Source organism: candidate division KSB1 bacterium, from assembly GCA_034521575.1.
GTDB lineage: Bacteria > Zhuqueibacterota > Zhuqueibacteria > Residuimicrobiales > Krinioviventaceae > JAXHMJ01.
The window spans coordinates 715,770-736,617 of record JAXHMJ010000003.1 but is presented as its reverse complement, the minus strand read 5'-3'; the positions used below and the strand labels follow the sequence as shown (position 1 = coordinate 736,617).

Annotated in this window: 24 protein-coding genes, 1 tRNA gene and 1 pseudogene; 1 reads left to right on the top strand and 25 read right to left on the bottom strand. The window is 48.9% G+C overall.

Translation table 11 applies throughout. The features are described 5' to 3' along the window. Nucleotides 1-41: 41 nt before the first annotated feature. From U5R06_11890 to U5R06_11870, 5 genes and pseudogenes are all read right to left on the bottom strand, one after another. Nucleotides 42-1,342: pseudogene (locus tag U5R06_11890) on the bottom strand (L-serine ammonia-lyase, iron-sulfur-dependent, subunit alpha). Nucleotides 1,343-1,477: 135 nt separating this feature from the next. After that, nucleotides 1,478-1,948, bottom strand: coding sequence for a hypothetical protein (locus tag U5R06_11885; protein ID MDZ7723475.1), 471 nt, complete (start codon nt 1,946-1,948; stop codon nt 1,478-1,480). 85 nt (nt 1,949-2,033) lie between these two features. Then, the gene (locus U5R06_11880) at nt 2,034-2,258 is read right to left on the bottom strand and encodes a hypothetical protein (GenBank protein ID MDZ7723474.1); all 225 of its coding nucleotides are present in this window, start codon (nt 2,256-2,258) and stop codon (nt 2,034-2,036) included. A gap of 101 nt (nt 2,259-2,359) precedes the next feature. Next, the gene (locus U5R06_11875) at nt 2,360-2,863 is read right to left on the bottom strand and encodes a DUF5320 domain-containing protein (GenBank protein ID MDZ7723473.1); all 504 of its coding nucleotides are present in this window, start codon (nt 2,861-2,863) and stop codon (nt 2,360-2,362) included. A 53-nt stretch (nt 2,864-2,916) separates the two neighbouring features. Next, on the bottom strand, nt 2,917-3,402 hold the full coding sequence (locus tag U5R06_11870) for a Fur family transcriptional regulator (GenBank protein ID MDZ7723472.1): 486 nt from the start codon (nt 3,400-3,402) through the stop codon (nt 2,917-2,919). A 269-nt stretch (nt 3,403-3,671) separates the two neighbouring features. On the opposite strand from U5R06_11870, the gene U5R06_11865 reads away from it, so the two are divergent. Next, nucleotides 3,672-4,178 carry a GNAT family N-acetyltransferase gene (locus U5R06_11865; protein ID MDZ7723471.1) on the top strand — a complete coding sequence of 169 codons (507 nt, stop codon included), beginning with the start codon at nt 3,672-3,674 and terminating at the stop codon, nt 4,176-4,178. Between the two features lie 135 nt (nt 4,179-4,313). Here the strand turns inward: U5R06_11865 and U5R06_11860 are convergent, their stop codons facing one another. The 20 genes from U5R06_11860 to U5R06_11765 all read right to left on the bottom strand — a co-directional run bounded on the left by U5R06_11860 (nt 4,314) and on the right by U5R06_11765 (nt 20,847). After that, on the bottom strand, nt 4,314-5,084 hold the full coding sequence (locus U5R06_11860) for a phosphatase PAP2 family protein (protein MDZ7723470.1): 771 nt from the start codon (nt 5,082-5,084) through the stop codon (nt 4,314-4,316). Between the two features lie 4 nt (nt 5,085-5,088). Continuing rightward, the gene (locus U5R06_11855) at nt 5,089-5,790 is read right to left on the bottom strand and encodes an AAA family ATPase (GenBank protein ID MDZ7723469.1); all 702 of its coding nucleotides are present in this window, start codon (nt 5,788-5,790) and stop codon (nt 5,089-5,091) included. A gap of 184 nt (nt 5,791-5,974) precedes the next feature. Then, nucleotides 5,975-6,139, bottom strand: coding sequence for a hypothetical protein (locus U5R06_11850; protein ID MDZ7723468.1), 165 nt, complete (start codon nt 6,137-6,139; stop codon nt 5,975-5,977). A 78-nt stretch (nt 6,140-6,217) separates the two neighbouring features. After that, nucleotides 6,218-7,093: a redoxin domain-containing protein gene (locus U5R06_11845; protein ID MDZ7723467.1), complete on the bottom strand. Its 876-nt coding sequence runs from the start codon at nt 7,091-7,093 to the stop codon at nt 6,218-6,220. A gap of 40 nt (nt 7,094-7,133) precedes the next feature. Then, a complete protein-coding gene (locus U5R06_11840) occupies nt 7,134-7,892 on the bottom strand; it encodes a ThuA domain-containing protein (protein MDZ7723466.1) in 759 nt (252 codons plus the stop codon). 163 nt (nt 7,893-8,055) lie between these two features. Continuing rightward, on the bottom strand, nt 8,056-8,685 hold the full coding sequence (gene cas6 / locus U5R06_11835) for a CRISPR-associated endoribonuclease Cas6 (protein ID MDZ7723465.1): 630 nt from the start codon (nt 8,683-8,685) through the stop codon (nt 8,056-8,058). A 14-nt stretch (nt 8,686-8,699) separates the two neighbouring features. Further along, nucleotides 8,700-8,846, bottom strand: a complete 147-nt coding sequence (locus U5R06_11830) for a hypothetical protein (GenBank protein MDZ7723464.1) — start codon at nt 8,844-8,846, stop codon at nt 8,700-8,702. A 257-nt stretch (nt 8,847-9,103) separates the two neighbouring features. Beyond that, a tRNA-Pro gene (locus U5R06_11825) sits at nt 9,104-9,178 on the bottom strand. A 1-nt stretch (nt 9,179) separates the two neighbouring features. Then, the gene (locus tag U5R06_11820; GenBank protein MDZ7723463.1) at nt 9,180-9,539 is read right to left on the bottom strand and encodes a MerR family transcriptional regulator; all 360 of its coding nucleotides are present in this window, start codon (nt 9,537-9,539) and stop codon (nt 9,180-9,182) included. 78 nt (nt 9,540-9,617) lie between these two features. After that, nucleotides 9,618-10,376, bottom strand: a complete 759-nt coding sequence (locus U5R06_11815) for a polysaccharide deacetylase family protein (GenBank protein MDZ7723462.1) — start codon at nt 10,374-10,376, stop codon at nt 9,618-9,620. After that, nucleotides 10,373-11,512 (bottom strand): alanine dehydrogenase, encoded by a 1,140-nt coding sequence (gene ald, locus U5R06_11810; protein MDZ7723461.1) that lies wholly within the window; start codon nt 11,510-11,512, stop codon nt 10,373-10,375. Before ald ends, U5R06_11815 begins: the two co-directional genes overlap by 4 nt. Nucleotides 11,513-11,523: 11 nt before the next feature. After that, nucleotides 11,524-12,771 (bottom strand): pitrilysin family protein, encoded by a 1,248-nt coding sequence (locus U5R06_11805; GenBank protein ID MDZ7723460.1) that lies wholly within the window; start codon nt 12,769-12,771, stop codon nt 11,524-11,526. Nucleotides 12,772-12,779: 8 nt separating this feature from the next. Continuing rightward, complete coding sequence (locus tag U5R06_11800; protein ID MDZ7723459.1) at nt 12,780-14,858, bottom strand: polyribonucleotide nucleotidyltransferase; 2,079 nt, start codon at nt 14,856-14,858, stop codon at nt 12,780-12,782. A gap of 76 nt (nt 14,859-14,934) precedes the next feature. After that, entirely contained in the window at nt 14,935-16,281 is a 1,347-nt protein-coding gene (locus U5R06_11795) for a DUF4340 domain-containing protein (GenBank protein MDZ7723458.1), read from the bottom strand. Continuing rightward, a complete protein-coding gene (locus U5R06_11790; GenBank protein MDZ7723457.1) occupies nt 16,208-17,086 on the bottom strand; it encodes a hypothetical protein in 879 nt (292 codons plus the stop codon). Before U5R06_11790 ends, U5R06_11795 begins: the two co-directional genes overlap by 74 nt. Continuing rightward, on the bottom strand, nt 17,062-17,895 hold the full coding sequence (locus U5R06_11785; protein MDZ7723456.1) for a Gldg family protein: 834 nt from the start codon (nt 17,893-17,895) through the stop codon (nt 17,062-17,064). The genes U5R06_11790 and U5R06_11785 overlap by 25 nt, the downstream gene beginning before the upstream one ends. Continuing rightward, nucleotides 17,892-18,683, bottom strand: coding sequence for an ABC transporter permease (locus U5R06_11780; GenBank protein ID MDZ7723455.1), 792 nt, complete (start codon nt 18,681-18,683; stop codon nt 17,892-17,894). The genes U5R06_11785 and U5R06_11780 overlap by 4 nt, the downstream gene beginning before the upstream one ends. Then, on the bottom strand, nt 18,680-19,630 hold the full coding sequence (locus U5R06_11775; GenBank protein ID MDZ7723454.1) for an ATP-binding cassette domain-containing protein: 951 nt from the start codon (nt 19,628-19,630) through the stop codon (nt 18,680-18,682). Before U5R06_11775 ends, U5R06_11780 begins: the two co-directional genes overlap by 4 nt. Nucleotides 19,631-19,681: 51 nt before the next feature. Continuing rightward, nucleotides 19,682-19,951, bottom strand: a complete 270-nt coding sequence (gene rpsO, locus U5R06_11770) for a 30S ribosomal protein S15 (protein ID MDZ7723453.1) — start codon at nt 19,949-19,951, stop codon at nt 19,682-19,684. Further along, the gene (locus tag U5R06_11765) at nt 19,951-20,847 is read right to left on the bottom strand and encodes a bifunctional riboflavin kinase/FAD synthetase (GenBank protein MDZ7723452.1); all 897 of its coding nucleotides are present in this window, start codon (nt 20,845-20,847) and stop codon (nt 19,951-19,953) included. The genes rpsO and U5R06_11765 overlap by 1 nt, the downstream gene beginning before the upstream one ends. Nucleotide 20,848 lies beyond the last annotated feature (1 nt).

Here is a 20,848-nt window from a genome sequence, read left to right as displayed (position 1 = left end):
TTTGAAAACGCCATCATTGCGTGCTGGTTCCCTGCTCTTGTTCAGGATTCCGGCAGAGTTTTCTCCAGCATAATATCGAGCATGGTTTCGTCCACGTGCGACATGCCGTCGTGGCATATTTGTCCCAGATGCATGACGGTTTCTTCCAGGCTGCGTCCGACGAATCCTTCCGTATGGGTGATGCCGTGACCGTTCAGCGCCATATAGGCGGCGCGGATCGCGGAATCCGTGGAACTGGCAACCTTGAGGGCGCACCCGGCTTTGGCGCCGTCACAGAGCATACCGCCCAGATCGCTGAGCACGGTGTTCAGGGCCAGGGTCATTTCCACATCATCGGGATACTGCTGAAAGACAATCGCCACCGCAGCGCCGGCCCGGCTGCCACGGCGCAGCCGCAGAGCACGGACAAATCACCGGTATAGCATTTGATATAGCTATTGATCAGATGTGACAAGGCAATGCTTTCCAGAATGACCGGCTGCGGGATTTTGTAATAATGTCCCACGGTATACGGCACCAGAATCGCGACGATCCCCTGATTACCGCTGCCGCCGCTGGCCATCACCGGATAGTTTAAACCTGCCATGCGCGCATCGGTTGCAGAGGCGGTGAGTATCTTGCTGGCGGTAAACACGTCGTCAACCAGATAGCCTTTTTCCAGCAAATTGGACACATAGTGTCCCACTTTATCAAGCGCCTTGCCCGCCTCGGCGATCTCGAGATTCATATCAATGCCTTGCTGAATGAACGCGCGGTCCTGTTCATCCATTTCTTTGACCCAGCGCAGAAAATCCGGGAATCGGGCTCGTTTCAGCAACGTCTTGTAATCGCTTCCGCCATCATCCGGATCGTGAGGTTGCTGCTGTGCTCGTAAATCCAGTTTCACATTGCCGTTTACCTCATGGTAGACCACATGCGTATGCGCTCCGCGAATCATCACATGCGCCGTGTCGCCTGCTGTGGTCTGCAGATGAACATTGATGGTCAACTCTGTCAATTGAGCATCAAAGGTCAGATGAATGCGGTCCTTGCGGATCAAAAAAAGCGCCTGTTCAATAAGGGCGGGCGTCACAAGTTTCAGTACCTGCATCTGCAAATCCGGTCGTTTGATCAGCGCTCCGAGCGTCGCCGCGATCCGATTGCCTTTCTGTCCATCGGTATTGGGCACCGTCACCGCAAATCCGTTTTTATAGACCCCCGGATCCACACAAATGTCCAGAGTATCCAAATCACCCGTTACATCGCGCGCGGCGAGTCCGGCTGCATACGCCAGCGCAATGGGTTCCGTACAGCCCAGCGCCGGAAACACTTCCCGCCGCAACACTGATTTCAGTATATTCATAACTGTCCTCATCTGTTGAATGAATTTAGGCATTTTTATCAGAATTGCAAGAAAAAGAACACAGGCCTGACTCGCAACCCGGTGCGCCCCCAATGCCCCCGATGATCAAAAAAGCCCGTCATACAGTCAACACGTCTATGGGCCGGTTGTTAAACGTTTGCCGTTTATTGATCCGGCCTGTTGAAAAGATTTTGCCCAAGGATCAATCTTGACCGAAACCCGGTGCGCATGCATCAACGCATCGCGCACAGCCGGTAGTGTCAGCAGCGAACTATTGGTGATCACGGCGATTTTGATCTCGTTTGACAACAGTGCCTGAATCTCGCCTCCCAGATGCATATCCAGAGTCGGTTCACCGTCAGGTACAAAAGTCAAATAATCCGGCCATTCATCGCACGACCGTAAACAATTCAGCTGTTCTTGCGCATCTGCAATCACGGCATCAGGGTTGTACAGTTCACAGGGTAGGGCAGGCACAGACTTGCCGCGCCCTATCTGACAATAAATACAGGAATAGGTGCAGGTTTTGGGCGGGATATTGTTAATACCCAGACTGATTCCCAGGCGCCTGGAAGGCACGGGACCGAATGTCAACCGGTTTTTCATATTCCAATCCTCTTGAAAAAACGCGCCGGCGCCAAATGTTCACGAAAAATGCACCGGCGCGATCCTGCATGTCAGGGACAGCAGATTACTCGCGTGCCATTTTGGCGCCGCAGGCGGGACAGGTGAGATCATAACAGGGAACACCGGCCTGATGCTGTACTTTGTTTCCGCATTGCGGACAGAGACACTGTCCGGACGGGCCGGAACCGGGGCGATTGCCGCCCATTCTTCCGCGGCCGCTATCCTGAGGGCGTCCGCGTCCGGCGCCCCTGCCCCGTCCGGCAGGTCCTGTTCCATTTCCTCGTGGCATAAAATCCTTTCCCGTTCATTTTGAAAAGCGGGCGCGGCCTCCCCGCCCCCGGCAGCCGCGCCCGATGCCTCGGGGATTCCTGTTATGACGATACGATCGATTCAATTGGACTTTTCATCGGATGAATTCGAGTTTTCCAGTTCCTGAATGCGCTGATTAATCTGCTCCAGGTTTTGCTGCATGCTCCGGGCCTGAGCCTGCAGCGACTCGAGTTCATCTTCCGGCTCAGGCTGATAAGGTGCAGACGGTGGTACAGCACCTCCGCCCCAGCCTGCTCGCTGCCATCCGGTCATTCCGGTGGCAACATAGCGATTGCGCCATCCCCGGCCGCCGCCGCGCATTCCAATTCCGCGTCCGGCGCCCGGACTGGCGTACCCCGGTCGTGAAAAACCGGCGCAAAATCCGGCGCCACGACCGGTCATGGGCCCCATTCCCCGGGGTCCTGTTCTGTCTCCAGCTGGCATATGAACCTCCTTTGTTTTATTTTGAATTACATGATGATTCTCGGGCGGCGTTTCAGCATCGAGCTTCAGAATACAATATCCACCGCCGCATCCGGTCAGGGGTCCGTTACCCAATGGCCCCTTTCCGTCAAATTTCGCCATATCGTTGTCCTTTTATGATAATGATAATCATTTTCATTATAGGGTAAAATTTTTTATCGAGCCTGCCGGCAGTCCCGGCACACACCGTAAAAATGAATAATATGATGTGTGATTTTAAACGCATGGTTTTTCGACAGTTCTTTTTCAGTCCTGTTCATCAGCTCGATCTCTTCCTGGACAAAGTCATCATAATCTATGATGGTCTTGCAGCGCGTGCAGACCAGATGATGGTGATGTCCGGGTTTGTGTGCGCTGTTGGTCAGTTCGAATCGGGCTTTGCCGTCACCAAAATCAAAACGCTGCGCCAGACCGACTTTGGTTAACAATTCCAGCGTCCGGTACACGGTAGTCAGACCGACCGATGGCTTGATTTTAAGCGCCTGCACATAAATATCCTCAGCACTGAGGTGATCCTCTGTTGCCTGCATCACACTTAGCACCAGTTTGCGCGGTTCGGTCAGTTTATATCCGGCATCGCTCAAACGCGCCTGCCACCACTTGTCTGTATCTGTTTTATTTATTTCGCTTTGAAACGCCATTCCGTCTCTGTCGCTAATTGATAATTATTTTCATTTAAAATATACAAAAATTGATCCGCGTTGTCAAGAGATTTTTTGTTTATCGTACATTTAGAGCAAATACTTTATATTTGATGCTTGATTCCCAACAGTGCTCTGAGTATATTAAACAGAAAGCCAAAGTCATAATAAGGAAATACGATGCAACATGCAATGGCTCTTGCCGGATTCGTGGTCACTCTGTTTCTGGGCTGCAGCCGGTCTCTGATGAAGCTTCGGATATTGAATGCATGCTGGAAAAATACAATGAACTCGTTGAACATCCTGATTATTTATTTCTCTGCGCTGTTGCAGATCAAAAAATTGTCGGCGCCGTCATGGGAATTGTCTGTCACAGCCTGTACGGCGACTGCCGCCCTTTTTTGCTCATGGAGGATATGATTGTTGATCAACATGCTCACAGGCGGGGCATTGGCAGCGCTCTGATGCGACGCCTGGAATTGTTTGCCCGGAACAAACACTGCACCCAGATCCTGTTTATTACCGAAACCACCAGACCGCAGGCCGTCGCGTTTTATGAATCTCTCGGATATAATGCGGAAACGCATGTGGTTTTCGAGCAACTGAACAGCAATGCAGCACATGAAAAAACGATCAATGGTTTTATCATTTCGGTCCTACGCTTTGTTCTATGCATAAGAAAATTAAATACATTCTATATCAGAAACGATTTATCCATACATATTCTAAACCAACCCTTGCCCCCTGTTTTTATATCGCGTCCCCGCAGCCGTTAAATCGCTGTTTATACTTTTCCGTCAGAATGTCATGAGCATGTATCGTGTATCCAATAACCGCTATACCGATGAGAGTTCTGACATTTCACAAGACAACTATAAACAGAACCGGTCTAAAAGACAATTCTTTTTCATTCACCAGCACCAGTTCACTCCGAGTACCCATCGGCGGCCTGCCGGTGTTATATAGACATCCGGGTTAGGCTTGTAGCTGCCGGTCACAGCATCAACCGCCCATTTTGCCATTGACCAGCCCAGAACGGCCTGGGACAGAAAATGTTTATCATCATGAACCCGGGACCATGCCGGTAGGGCGGACGCGAATAACGCAACGGCCTTCACCCAGGATGATTCCTGCAGGTTCCCCAGCACCAGAAACGGCACCGCGCCCATAAACGCATGTCCGCTTACTCCGTTGGCATCCTGCATGGGACGCCATTGAGCGCCATCGTCTGTTTCCCCGGGCCGCGATCCACCGGTGAAACGCTGCATAAGCAGCAGGGGCGGCGCGCCTACCAGATAGGAGCGCGTTACTCTTTGTCCCCATTGTGTAACCGGAGACAGGATGGATTCATCGTCAGAGAACAGCTGCAGAGATGCGGTCAGCAAAGCGGCGGGTATCAATAATTTGCCCTCCCCCGGCTGCTTGCACCATGAGGAAACTTGGTCACCGGACGGACCCCGCAGGGACTGATAGCCATGACGAATCTGCATATCCAAGCCGCTGTGCGCACCGGCAGCGGCCAGACCGAACAAGGGAGCAGCCCGGCGCAGAGTATTAACCGAGTAATACTGTGAATAATCGGATTTGATGTCCCAATCAGAAGCATAACCTTTTCCGGTAAAGATCAATGCCAAACACAGGCAAGAAATGAACAGACGGTTCAGAAAAATACGCTTCCCCATCCGATCAATCCTGCTCACATTCGTTTAAGAACTTTTTATAAATCTGATAATGATCTGTATCTTTAAAACCGATTTGCCGTACCGGATTTTGATCAAACGAGTACAATTCTGAATCCGGAATCGACATGAGGATCGGGGAATGGGTTGCCAGGACAAACTGGGCGTGTCCCGCCCGGCTCATTTCAGTCATCAATTGACGCAGTTTTAATAGAGTGCGCGGCGACAAGGCCGTTTCCGGTTCATCCAGCAGATAGAGTCCCTTGACCTCGTAACGCGCGCGAAAAAACGACATAATCGATTGACCATGCGACTGGCTGAGGAGAGATTTACCGCCGACGTAATTCAGTTGTCCGGGATCCGCAGCGGCCCACTCTTCCACAATACGGGCATAATCGCGAAAGGTATCGGAACCGAAAAACGAACCCTGAACTTTTTCATCAACCCATTCTACATGTATAAAATGATGAAACTTGTCTTCATAGGGTTCAAAATCAGCCCGCGCCCAGGTGCGGTTTTCCCAGATGTGAATGCCGCAGCGCCGCGCCAGGGCTTCCAAAACCGTGGATTTGCCGCTGCCGTTTTCGCCGACAAAACAAGTCACGGGTCGGTTAAATTCAATATCCCGTGTGTCATCAAAGATGCTGAGGTTAAACGGAAACTGCTCCCGGTCCGGGAACAGAATCTTTGCGGATCGTGAGTTTTTCAAGATGCATCATATCTTTACAGTACACCCGGTTTTTAACAAAAAAAGCTTCCCTGATCTGTCATCCAAGAAAAAATAATTTAAACGGCTTGTCACGTTGGCGCATAAACAAAACATTCCGGCTTGACTCCACCCTAAAAACACGGACATATCCGTCCCCGGTTATTTACCGGGGACGTAGAGTCACTTACTCGTTATCCGCATAATAGCGCCCCAAATACCCGACAATTTTCTGTTTCACAGTCAGTGGATCAATCAGGCCGGTGTGACGGTACAGCACCTCGCCTCCGGGTTTGATGAGCAGCGTATGCGGCAGGGGTCCCGCCCATTCCGGATCCAGAGCATCAATCAAAGAATATACATCCGTCGAGCTGTGAATCGAAAATTTCGAAATGCTGCATTCTGTTTTTCAAGGAATTTCAAGACTTTTTCATGTCGATTCGGGTTTATCGGCGCTGATGGTGACCATGTCAAAATCACGGCCACTGTAAATACGGTACATTTTAACCAGTTCAGGAAATTCCACCACGCAGGGTCCGCACCAGGTGGCCCAGACATTGACAAGCAAAAGATTTTCCGAATCATTGCGTGCCAGTTCAGCAACTTTAGAGCTGTCAATCAGTTCAACACCGACCGGTTTGGCTTTCCATTCCGCATTGCTTTGTTTCACCCAATCGACTTTATCCTTCCACTTCATGGAACAACCGAACACCTTGGTGGATTTCACCGGAACCGGTTCTCCGGCAAGCAGGGCCTGGATCGCATTGCGTGTGTCTTTTTGTTTCGGCTCAACATAGGGATTTTCCGTATCATCAAACCGTCCCTGATAGCGCAATTTGCGGTCGCTATCAAAAATAAACACGTGCGGTGTGGCCTGAGGACCGTACGCCAGAGCGGTCTCCTGGGTATCTCCATCGTACAAATAGGGAAAATTATATCCCTTGTCCTCTGCGCGTATCTGCATCTCTTTAAAATTGTCGCCCAGATCGCTGTATGCCAGTTCATCCAGCCGAAGGGCCGACGGATAATTCGATGAAATCGCAACCACGGCAACCTTATCGCGACTGTAATCGTCTGTTAATTGAATCATTCGATCTTCATAAGCCTGGGCCGTCGGACAATGATTGGCTGTAAAAATAATCACCAACACGTCCGATTTTTTAAAATCTTGCAGCGAGTACATACTGGAATCCACTCCCATCAAGGAAAAATCAGGCGCCTGTTCACCGATCTCCAGAGGTTGCACATCAACCGCCAATGTTGCGGTTGTCCAGATCATCAAAATTGTCATACACCAGCGTATCATAATAACTCTCCTGTTTGATTCATGTTTTTCACACTATGGATTATTGCAAACCGATCCCGGTTGCCGCCCAAAAAATTCCGCCATAGATATGTTGCAAAAATATTTCACTCTGAAATGCGACACCGATATGTCCCAGACCGGTATAAAATGAACGGCCGCCATGCACTTTATGATACCAGGCAATGGGATGAAAGTCACCCATGCTGTGGTCTTCTCCCGTTTTCCATCCGCGTTTGGTGTCAAAAGTGCTCTCATCAACACTCAGCAGATAGTTGAGATTCGGACTTTTTTCTTCAGTAAACACATACCATTCATCTGTCCAGAGCATGTGCTCCGGAAATCCGGACATTCCCGGGAAGGTAGAGTTCAGCCGGTTCAAACGAGCGGTCTGAACCTTGGGATGTTTGATAAACCATCGGCCCACCAGCTGACCATACCAGTCCCATTCCAGTTCTGTGGCGCTTGCACCGTGTATGCCGACAAACCCGTTGCCGCGTTCGATGTGATTTTTAAACGCCTGCTGCTGAGATGGGTTCAACACATTTCCATCGTTGTTCAAAAACAAAATAACATCGTATTCTTTCAGCGTGGAATCTGAAAAAACACCGGCATCCTCCGTCCAGAACACACCGAACTGATGTTTTTCTGCAAGTTTTTTAATGGCTGGAACCCCCTGCAGAATGGATTCATGACGGTAACCGTCTGTTTTTGTAAAAACAAGTACATTAAATTGCATCTGTCCCAATAACTCCGTAGTCAAGAAAATGAAAAAAGTCAGTACCAGCATTATTTTCTTCATTATAGCTTTCTCCTGTTTGCATACCATTCATTGAACAAATATTTCACCTTTTATCATTCCGGTTTTACTGATAGTTCGGCCTAGGCCGCGGAACCTGCCATGCCGAAACACCGGGATTTGATCAGAGATAAAGCAAAGAGAGGGCTCTGCGCTCGAATAGAACTCAGTCAATGCCCACACAGCCGAAACCGAGGCTGCAGTGTTCTCCCAGGCCGCATTCCCAGGCTGTCCGCATGAGCTGAGTAGAACCACTCATAACAAAGCGGGTAAAAATGGCACGAACAAAAAACTCGTTGGGTTCATTTTCATGAACATGCACCAGACGGGTGATCCGACGCTGTTGAGGATTAATGCAGAGTCTGAAATCCAGGGTCTTATCCTGAGGGGGGACGCCGTAAGCCTGTTCATGTTTCGTGATCAGGGAGTGGCGAACAACAGAGGGCAGCTCTTTGTCATCCGGCCGATAGTAATAGGTAAACGGCCGATTCTTGTTTCCGCGTTCCTGTGAGAACACCAGGGGTGATAAACATAAAAAGCGGCAGGGTGATTGAAACATCGGCACCGGGATAATCTTTACGTCGTTTACGATAAATTCTGAATGATGCCCTCCCCCGTCCACGTGCAGCATTTGACCCTGAAAGCAATTGATAACCTTGTCCATATTATATTCATCAATCATTGGACTGGAAATAAACAATTTTGCACACGTACGCGGCACCAGCGGCAGCATATTACCGTCCGGCCTGGGTTTGGGATTGAGAAACAGTCCGGAAACGGTGTAAAGCCGCCTCAGTTGGCCGTCTTTTGTTAAAAATCCTTTTTCTCGTAATATTTCCAGACATGATCGGTAATATTCGACATCATATTGTACACGGCCTGTCCCAGCGGATAATTGTAATTGATGGGCAGGTGCTGTTTCTTGTCAACGGCGCACAAATCAAGCTCTAACCGCATGGTTCCCCTTGATCGTTTATCTGACTATTACTATATGATTAACCGAGCTTTAATATATAAATTATTGTTGAAAACTCAAATTTTATTTCGAGTTTTCATTCATTTTTAAACCATGTAAATGCGGTTATGGCTCGAACCACAGACTTTTTGCAACAATCAGACATTCCACCCAACAACCTGAACACATCTTGATTGCGAACCTTTTCTCGCTCAAAAACAAAAAAAGGTCTGACAATTCTGCCAAACCTTTTTACCAGTCGGGGCGGGGAGATTTGAACTCCCGACTTCCACACCCCCAGTGTGGCGCGCTAACCGGGCTGCGCTACGCCCCGATTACGAATCAAGTAATTCAAGACACTCCTGCAGGCCTTTACGGAGTTCCTGCAACAGTTTTTTATTCTTGTCAGGTTCCAGGAGCGACAACTGCGACGCTTTATCCTTCTGATCATTCAGCTGACTCAGTTTTTGTCTGGCGCCTTCAATGGTGTATTTTTCCTGATACAGCAGACGCTTGATCAACTGTATCAACTGGATATCTTTTTTCTTGTAAATTCGGTTACCGGCCCTGTTCTTGCCCGGTTTCAGCTCCGAAAATTCGGTTTCCCAATAGCGCAGAACATAAGCCTTCAAGCCGGTGATCTCGCTCACCTCCGTGATCGAGTAATACAAACGCTTGATCGGCCTTTTCTGCATGGCTTTCCCTTTTTTTGGGTCACCGTCATGTTCAGTCTTAGAAAATAAGAATAATTGTTCCAATAATCAAGAGATATTTTAATGAATTTGCCATTCTTTTTCTTTGACAGCCACGGTGGCGTTACTGCACCAGCCGATACCGCGTTGCAGGGCTCGATTCATCATTTTATTCTGTCCCGTTATTTTTTGACGCACACGCTTCAGCGAATCAAACAAATAAACGCCCTGACGTCCGATATTAAATTCCGGATCAAGCCCTCCAGACAGTTCCGAGAGGACCACACCGTTTCGGTATCCGGCGGATAGATAGTCCTTAACAGCCGCGGCATCAGTATTCCCGAATGGAAACGAAATCACTGAACTGCATGTGTTCAGATGCTGTTGCAGGAGATTCCGGGAACGCTGCAATTCCCGAGTGCGCTGGCTGCGGGAAATACGTCTCAGATCCTTATGGGTCAGCGTGTGCGATCCGATTTCCCAGCCTGCACGGCACAGCATCCCGAGTTCATCCCAGTTCATCAAACGCGCCCGGGTGCCGAACGTTACATCCCAGGTATTGAACTGTCCTGTAAAGGCTGGAATCACAAAAACGGTTGCTTTAATATGATAGCGTTCAAGAATGGGAAATGCGTACTGAAACACCGATTGAAATCCATCATCAAAGGTAATAGCCAGCCCGCGTTCAGGATCGGATGTGCTCAAATAATCAGTCAAGGTTCTGACCGGAATGCGCATATCACGGATCATGCGCACCTGTGTTTCAAACGAAGAAGGTGTGACCCGTGTCGCGCCAAAATAAAAGCGCGGGTCCACCATATGATAAGCTAAAATACTCACAAGGTTTTTAACGCCTCTTTGAGTTCAGTGTACGGCAAATCAAAGGCTTCAGCCACCCGTTCATGGGTCACCTTACCGTTGAGAATATTGACGCCGCGGGCGACTTCTTGATCCTTCAGCAATGCCTTGGCGTCCAACACCGTATCCTTATCCAGCATAGCAGCGATATCCGCGGCAAACGGCAGGGTCGCATTGGTCAAACCGATAGTGGATGTGCGCGGCACCGCACCCGGCATGTTGGCAACCGCGTAATGAATAATACCGTCAACCACATAGGTCGGGTCTTCGTGCGTGGTCGGATGAATGGTTTCCACGGATCCGCCCTGGTCCACGGCCACATCAACAATGACCGCGCCTTCGCGCATCAACGACAGCATATCGCGGGTAATCAGCTTGGGCGCTTTACCGCCGGCAATCAAGACCGCGCCAATGACCAGATCAGCTTTGGAAATCTCTTCCCGAATGGTATGCGGATCGGATTTAACCGTCGTGACATTTTTAGGCATGACATCATCAAGATAACGCAGCCGTTCCAGATTGACGTCCAGTATCGAAACATTGGCGCCCAGACCGGCGGCCATTTTGGCCGCATTGGTGCCGACAATACCGCCGCCGAGGATGGCCACATTCGCCGGCTTTACGCCCGGAATTCCTGCCAGCAGCAAACCGCGTCCGCCAAAAAATTTTTCCAGATATTTAGCGCCTTCCTGAACCGCCATGCGTCCGGCCACTTCACTCATCGGAATAAGAAGCGGCAATTCTCCGGATTCAGTTTCCACGGTCTCGTATGCAATACAGATGCCTTTGCGTCTGATCATGGCATCGGTCAGTTCCTGTGAAGCTGCAAAATGAAAATAAGTAAACACCACCTGTTTTTCGCGGATCAAATCATATTCTTGTGGCAGCGGCTCTTTAACCTTTATAATCATATCCGACCGCTCAAAGATGTCTTCCGCGGTATCCACAATCTCTGCCCCGGATGCTATATACGTTTCATCTTCGAATCCGCTTCCGACGCCTGCATCCTTTTCAATCAACACTGTGTAACCGCGCTGGCTCAGCACTTCAGCGCCGGACGGAATCAAAGCGATTCGGTTTTCGTTGGTTTTAATTTCTTTGGGCACTCCGATGATCATAACGACCTCCACTATTCAGGCGTTAATACAGTTAGACATTTATTTTGATCTTGAAACACATGGTTTGCGGCATTGACCATATCCTCAATTTTCACTTTTTTCACCCGGTCCAGGACCTGTTGTATGGTCTGATGAGGGCGTTGATAAATTTCGGATTCTCCGATTTTTTTCATTCTTCGCCCGGTGCTTTCAAAACTCAAAACAAGACTGCCTCTCACCTGCGATTTAACCTTGTCCAGTTCTTTTTGTCCGATATCACCCTTTTTGATCCGGTCAATTTCACGCTGCAAAAGACCCACCGTCCTGTCGACTTTATCCGGCTCGCTGGCTGCATACGCACCGAACACGCCGGTATCTCTCATCAAATCCAAAAATGAAAACACATTATAAGTAAACCCATAGGCTTCGCGTATATTCTGAAACAGGCGGCTACTCATCCCGCTTCCCAGCATAACATCCAAAAGGGCAAGTGCATACCTCCGTTCATCGGCCAGCCCAAAGGTCTGATAGCCCAGGAGAATATGTGCCTGCTGCAGATTCTTCATATTGATGATTTTTTGATCCACAGGCGCCTGTATGGGGCCGGTTTTGCCGGGCTCTACACGCGGATCGGTTCTAAACAATCGTTCTACATGTTTAACGATTGTATCATGCTCAATATTTCCGGCAGCTGCCACCACCATTCGATTGGGACTATAATGTAATGAATGAAAATTCGTCAGATCCTGTTGCTGAAAAGAGCGGATATTATCAGGGGTTCCCAGAATGAGATAACCCAGAGGATGATTATGATACACATATTGATAAAAATAATCAAATGCGAGCTCTTCCGGGTCTTCCAGAGAACGCATCAATTCGGATAAAACAACCTGTTTTTCCACATCAATATCAGACGCTTTAAACCGGGGATTCTGTGTCAAGTCGGCAAGCACTTCCAGCGCCGTATCGACATGTTCGTTTAGAATATAAGCCGAGTACATGGACACTTCTCGCCCGGTGGAGCCGTTCAGATGGCCGCCCAGCGATTCGAGACTGTTCGCAAGGTCCATCGCACTGCGGGTTCGAGTCCCCTTGAAGAGCATATGCTCGAGAAAATGAGCGATTCCGTTCGTCTCTTCGGTTTCATTGCTGGAACCACTCTGCACCCATACCCCTGCAGCAACCGACCGGACATATGGCACCCGTTCGGTTACGACGCGGATGCCATTATCCAGTACGGTTCGCTTTGTGGGTGTTTCGAAAAGCTGGGTTTCCGCCATTCTATTTTTTAAAGTAAAACTTTGCGATTTAAATCCATCTTGCCGTTGGGTTCCAGCGACATGAGTTTTACTTTAACCTTATCACCTACTTTGAGTACATCTTCAACCCGGGCGATCCGCTCTTTGCTGACATTGCTGATATGCAAAAGGCCTTCTTTACCCGGTAAAATTTCGACAAACGCGCCGAAATTCGTGATTTTTTTGATGGTACCTTCGTAAATTTTGCCAGGTTCAGGTTTGGCAACCAACCCTTTGATCCGTTCAAGCGCCTGTTCGCCGCCCTCAGAATCCAGACAGGCAATTGTGACGGTGCCGTCTTCTTCGATATTGATGGTTGCGCCGGTTGTTTCCTGAATCTCGCGAATCATTTTACCGCCGGGTCCGATGACCGTGCCGATATCATCCTGTTCAATCTTGAAAGACAGAATCCGCGGTGCATATTCGGAAATTTCGGTTCTTGGACCGCTAATCGCGGCTTGCATTTTTTCCAGGATGAACAGTCGTGCATTGCGGGCTTTGTCCAGAGCCTCAGCCATGATCTCTGATGAAATTCCCTTGATTTTGATATCCATCTGGAATGCGGTTATGCCTTCCCGGTTTCCGGCCACCTTGAAATCCATATCGCCCATATGATCTTCATCGCCCAGAATATCCGTGAGAACCGCCACCTTGTCATCCTCTTTGATCAATCCCATGGCAATACCGGCGATATGCGACTTGACCGGCACGCCCGCGTCCATCAGGGACAGAGAACCGGCGCATACCGTAGCCATGGATGAAGAGCCGTTGGATTCGAGAATATCGGATACGATTCGAATCGTATACGGAAACAGAGAATCCGCGGGAATCGACGGTTTCAGCGCACGTTCAGCGAGATTGCCATGTCCGACTTCCCGTCGGCTGGTGCCGCGAATCATTTTAACTTCACCGGTACAAAAGGGCGGGAAATTATAATGCAGCATGTAATTTTTGGAAAAGTCACCTTCCAGGCCCTCAATGCGCTGTTCATCAATCTTGGTGCCCAGCGTGGCAGCCGTCAAGGACTGGGTTTGTCCACGTGTGAACAACGCGGAACCGTGCGCGCGCGGCAGTAATCCGACTTCAATGGAAATATCACGGATATCATCCAGAGATCGGCCGTCCAGCCTGCGGCTCTCATTCAGGATCATGGCACGGACAATTTCTTTTTCCATGTCATGAATAATATTACGGATTTCTTTTTCGCTTTCCGGGAATTCCTCTTCCAGTTCTTCTGCAATCTCGTCTCGCAACGCTTTGATGGCCTGCTGTCGCGATTGCTTGTCAGTCAGATTCAGAGCATTTTTCAGCCGGTCATTGTCATTGCAAAATGACTGTACTTTTTCCAGAAATTCAGTATTGTCTTCTTCTTCAGGCACGTCCAATTTGACTTTTCCGGCTTCCTGGACCAGCTCTTTTTCCAGTTCGATCAATTCTTTGATCTTTTCATGCCCGAACTCCATGCCTTTAATCATATCCTCTTCGGAGAGAACCATGGCTTCACCTTCCACCATGAGAATAGATTCTTCCGAAGCAGCCATAACCAGGTCGACATCACTTTCTTCACGTTGTGAATACGTGGGATTCACCACCCACTCGCCGTCCACACGTCCAACCCGGGCGCCGGCAATCGGTCCTTCAAACGGAATCTCGGACAGGTTAACGGCAATTCCGACTGCTGTGATGGCAAGCACATCAGCATCGTTTTCCTTGTCAGACGAGAGCACATGCACCATCACCTGGACTTCATTATTGTAACCTTTGGGAAACAAGGGGCGAATCGGGCGATCAATAAGACGGGCTGATAGTATTTCAGTTTCTGACGGCCTTCCCTCACGTTTGATATAACCTCCGGGAATCTTGCCTGCCGCATACGTACGCTCCCGATATTCGACCTGAAGCGGAAAAAAGTCAATCCCTTCCCGGGGACTGTCGCTGCCGACAACCGTGGCCAGCAGCACGGTATCACCATACCGTATCCACACTGCTGCACTGGCCTGTTTTGCCATTTTGCCTGTTTCGACAGACAGTGTCTTTCCGGCAAAATCAATTTCTTTTTTAATTACCATTCATCCTCCAAATCATTAAATAACCGTTCTCTCCCTTCTCATCGATTCTCCGGGCAGCCGCGGCTGCCCGGACAGCCTAATTGTTTTCCTCTACCGGTTCGGTCTCGCTGATCACATTTAGTTCCGGAGTAAATACATTTAGCACTGATTCTTCCAGCATGTATACTGCATCGGATGCCGCGGTTTTTGCATACACCTGATCACCACGGATATGTCCGAGCAGCAGTTCAACAAGAATCTGATCGTTTTCATTATAGAACACCGCACGGGCCTCGGGATCATCCAATCCATAAGGAGATAATGACGAGGGATCGTCATCGACAAAACGGGCAACCTCAAGCTGGGCCGCTTTGCGTGTAATGCTCGATATTTTCCAGTTCTTGGCTTTACGCTCCTCCGGTTTTGTCAGAAACCAGTTGCCGGCCGTATCTTTTACACATTCAATGGTCATATCGTCGAACATGAGAGAGAACTTTTGAACATCATTTGACATAAAATCTGTCAATTGTTTATTACGTAAATCATACAAGCTTTTGTCAAACAAAGACACAAAAGAAGTATCCACCACAAAGACCGGATTCCGGGTATCATCTTTGGCATAATACTCTTTGCCCTTTTGGTTTCCAATCATTAAACTCTTTGACGCGCCGTTTCGGAATGTGACAGTCACCCGCATGGAGGGATCCGCCAGCCCGTAGGCCCGCAAAGATTCCGGCGATTCATTCACATATTCGTTGACGTTTTCACTGCTCAACCGGTTGACCAGGGTGCGAACATCCGACTGCGCCGTTTCATACTCGCCCGGCTGTACAAGCTGCCAGGCGCCGGCGTTGCGTTTTAGAACAAACCGGCCATGCCTGTTATTCAACGTCAGGCTGTGAATGGTGTTCTTGTCAAATCCGAGCGCTTTTTTATCACGCAGATCAAACAGTTCTTTTTCTGCATTGTTTTTGAGCGTGGTTGTGGTCAGAAACACATCCGGACTGCCGCTCTGACGGGCAAACACAAATGAACCTGTTGGGCTTTCGTCCCCGACATAAATGGTGTCTGTGCCGCTGGCATGGACAAGAATGAAAGATGCGCTAGGCGGAGCCAAGCCAAACTTTTGGTAATCATCCGGATTTGAAGACACCACCCGCTCCTGATTCGCGCGTTCAAACAAACCGATCACGGATTCGATAGCGTTTTTATCGCCCCTCGTGCGTACGGGATTGATAATTCGCCATTCCACGCTGTCCCGCACACAATGAATACCTTTAGGCTGCAACAGCAGTTCAGTCACATCATCCTGTTGAATATTCAATATACGGCTGGCCCGTTCTTTTGCTTTTTGTTTCTTCTCTTCCTGTTTATTTAAAAGAACAACGGCAACAATACCAACCGCCAGGACGAGGGCTAATATGAGCGTTGTCTTGAATTTCATCTGTTTCTCCTGTTTTTATATCCTGAAAAAGGCGGGACAACGCCCGCCTGACACTTAATTTTTCCGTTTCCGATAAACATAAACACCCATTCCGAATATAATTAAAGGAAGCAGATATCACTCTTCCCCATAACAGCAGCCTGGACTGCTTTTGCGTCATATTCAGACGACGGTCTTCGGGACTGCGGGGACGCACAGAGATCAGGTCTTCTTCCGCCGCCAGCCAGCTGACGGTATTGAGAAACAAATCCTTGTTTCCCTGGACATCGATATACCCATTCGAGGCAAAATCAGCGTCACCCAACACGGCAATTCGCGTTTTTGCGGCGTCCGCATCGATCTCGAGTTCCGTATTTTCCGGCTGTTCTTCTGCCGTTTTTTCAAAAATAGTAAACACCGAAACCGGGCCTTCCACATCCTGCCCGGGATCAAAAGCCACCTCACCGGAAGCCAGCGAACCGGTTTCCGCCCAGCTCTGTTTGCTGGTCTTGGCCAGTTCCGTTAGAGTGGCGCCAGCGGGCCCGGATTCTTTCTGAGAGATCGAACGCGCCTCCGGGAAAAAAGTCATGACCCGAAATCCTTCGGTAATAACATGATCCGCATACTGAGACACAATCGGAATGGTAGGACCGGCGCCGAACAGCTGTCCCATTCCGGAGTAATCCACAATGATATTATTGCCGATCTCAAATCCGTACGTGTCCAGAAACTCTGAATAAGAAACCGGAGAATCAGTATCCAGCAGGAACAATACTTTGCCGCCCTGTTTCAAAAAGTTCTCTATAGCCTCCACCTCGATCGGCAACAGATTCCGGTCCGGGGTGAAGCAACAGCCAGTACACTGCAGTCCGAGGGAACTTCTCCGTCAGCAGCCGCCAGCATGATTTCATCGATTTGATAATTTTCATCCTGAATCAGTTGTTTGGCCTTGCTAAAACCGCCTTGCTCGCTATCCTGCAGCGAGCGTTCGCCGTGTCCCGTGGTAAAATAGATAGTTTTCACTTTATCACGAGTCACCTTGATAATGGCATTGGTGAGATTTTCCTCGGTCAGCTCATCAAGGCGCTCGCGTTTTCCCATACTTTCCACAATAACGGTATTATAGCGGTTGATGTTGTACTGTTTGGCCAGTCCCGGATTTTTATCCGGATCCAGGAATTCAGTTTTCAGCCGCTGTGAAAAATGAGTATATTCCGTCAGCAATTCTTGAGCCTGCTGGCTTTCACCGGCTTTGTAAAATCCCAAAACGTTTACATCCCGTTTTAGGTTTTTCATCACTTTTTCCGTCTGTTCAGCCAGACTGTACAGCCGGGATGCCGTGGTATCTACACGCGCAGAAAAACGTGATGCCAGGATATTAATAACAATGAGAATCCCCAGCGTAAATAAAACCACCAGCAGCGCATTGGAGCCAAATTTGGCAGAACGGCTGGTGAGACCCGTTTTGATCTCTTTAAAATTCAGTATAAAATAAGCGATCAGCAGAACACCGCCTGCGATCAGACAGATTGTCGTGAATGTCGTGAGGATTGAATTGACCGAATAGGAAATCAATCCGATAATAGCAAGGACCAGTCCGGCCCATCCTGTATATTTAAAATATTTTTTCATCATCTACCTCTCCATCTTGAAGATTCAATTGATACATACGAAAGAAAAAGTCCCATAAAAATGAAACTCAGGTAGAAGACAACGTGCTTGGTATCCAGAACGCCTTTGGCAAAATCTGTAAAGTGCTCGATCAGCGAAAAATTGGACAGAGTCTGTCCCAGCTGCGGACTCATCATACCGGATACCCAGCCGATTGCCCAGAACACCAGAATAAAAACGATAGTGCTCATGGCAGAGATAATCTGATTGTCCGTCAATGTTGAAAAAAACAGTCCGAATGAAATATAGCAGGACCCGAGCAAAAACAGGCCCAGATATCCGACCAGAATCGGTCCGATCTCCGGGTTGCCATAGGCTATCGTGAATAGAATATAGACAAACGTGCCGGCCAGCATAATCAGGTACAAAAGCGCGGCGGCACTGAATTTACCAACAATAGTTTCACCGTTTTTAACAGGTGAGGTCATTAACAATTCAATCGTACCTGTTTTCTTTTCATCCGAAAACAGCCGCATGGTAATCAGCGGCAGAAAGAACAGTGCAAACAGGCTCAGATTATGAAACACAGGACGAATGGCCATGACATTGACATTCAGCTTGGGCGGCGCCATACGTCCGCCGTACTGCTGCTGCATCATGTCCGCGCGCATGCACATCTGGACAAAGTTGGTCAGGATCAGATAGAAAAACAATCCGGCCAGCAGCAGAAACAAGCCGATGACAATATAAGCAACAGGAGAAGAGAAATAAGATTTGAGTTCCCGATTAAAGATTGCACTAATATTTCTCATGATTCACCGCCCTCCTCTGTTGTCGTTAAGCGCTTAAAGACATCTTCGAGGCTGACATCTTCAGCTTTCAGTTCATACAAGGGCCAACCTTTTTCGACCACAGTTTTGGCCACTTGCGGGCCGATTTCCACCTGTGCACTGCTGTGCACGTAAAACGACGGCTTGCCGGTTTCGGAATCCCCCGCCTGCATAATTCGTTCCACACCGGACAGGTTTCCCAGCGTTTCCTTTACTTCATCGGCCGGAGCATCCAGAGACAGCAAAAGCCGGGTTGTACCGGCATGTTTTTTGGCCAAATTCTGAGGTGTATCCTCGGCGACGACCCGTCCCCGGTTGATGATAATCACCCGTTCACACGTCATACTGACTTCGGGCAGAATATGAGTGCTGAGCAAAATAGTGTGCTCCCCCGCGAGACTTTTGATCAGCTCGCGTACCTCCACGATCTGGTTGGGATCCAGTCCCACGGTGGGTTCGTCGAGGATCAAAAGATCGGGGTTGTGTACCAGCGCCTGGGCCAGTCCCACGCGTTGTTTGAACCCCTTGGACAAGACTTTGATGACCCGGTCGCTCACCTGGGAACAACCGGTTCGTTCGAGCGCGGACTGCACGGCATTTTTCCGGTCAGCCGGCTCAACTCCTTTGATTTTGGCCACGAAATCCAGGTAATCATGTACCCGCATTTCCTGGTAAAGAGGGGGATTTTCCGGCATATAGCCGATCCGCTTGCGCACTTGCATCGAGTCGTCAAGGACATCGAATCCGGCAACAGAAACCGAACCGCTGGTCGCCGGCAAATACGAAGTCAACACACGCATGGTTGTTGTTTTACCTGCAGCGTTCGGTCCCAAAAAACCAACGATTTCACCTTTTTCGACCTTGAAACTCACGTCGTTCACAGCGGCCACATCCCCGTAATAACGAGACATGTGTTGTACGTCGATCATATTTCCTCCTTTCCTACGAGTCAGGCCATCACACAGAGTAGGCCCCAACCATTAACGACGGATAGATAGTTCCTGAATCAATGATCTGTAACGGTCAATATTTTTTTTGCGCAGATAATCCAGCAGTCTGCGGCGTTTACCCACCATCTGCAGCAAACCGCGACGGCTGTGATGATCTTTCGGATTGTCTTTAAAATGATCCCGCAGGTCATTGATCCGGGCTGTGAGGATAGCGATCTGGGCTTCGGTTTGCCCTGGATTGTTCGCGTTACCTCCAAATTTTCCAACAATTTCACTGATTTGATCTTTTGACACAGACATTAATCTGTTCCTCCATTCTGCAAGAATTTTTCTGCTTTTTTCTTATCCTGTTTAATGGCCTCCACAAGAGCCTGTTCGTCCGCAAACTGCTCCTCCTGTCGGAGACATTTATAAAAATAAAGTTTTAATTCAGTTCCATAGATCTCACCATCAAAATCCATTATATGAGACTCGATCACACGCTCTTCCAGTCCGAATGTCGGACGGGTTCCGACATAGGTAACAGAAGGATACATCACATCATCACTCCGGGTGCGTGTGGCGTAAATACCGTTACCGGGAACCAGTTTGTATTGGGAAAACAGCCGAATGTTGGCGGTCGGAAAGCCGATCTTTTTTCCCCGGCCGCTCCCGTTCACCACCTGACCGTGTATCGCGTAGGGACGTTTCAGCAGGTCTGCGGCTTTTTCCACCTCATTGCCGGTGATCAACTCCCGAACCCGGGTGCTGCTCACCGTTTTCTGACCGGCAGCTACGGGATTCACAGCATCGACACCAAAGCCGTATTCTTGTCCCATTTGTCTGAGCAAGTCGATATTCCCGGAGCGACCGCGTCCGAATGCATGATCATGACCAATGATGACCTGCTTTGCCCGCATGCTGTCCACAATGAGATTTTTAACATAATCTTCTGCGGATGTAGACGCAAAAGACTGCGTGAAATTTGCGATAATCAGACAATCCAGTCCCAGTTCTTCAAGAATTTCGATCTTTTCATCGATCGTTGACAGCAGACGTATGTCAGGAGTTCCGGAGTTTTTCAGCACAAAACCGGGATGCGGTTCAAACGTCAGCAGGACTGAATAGGCCCCTTCAATTTCAGCACGTTCACATGTTGTTTTCAATATTTGCTGATGGCCGGCATGTACGCCATCAAAAATACCCATTGTCATCACT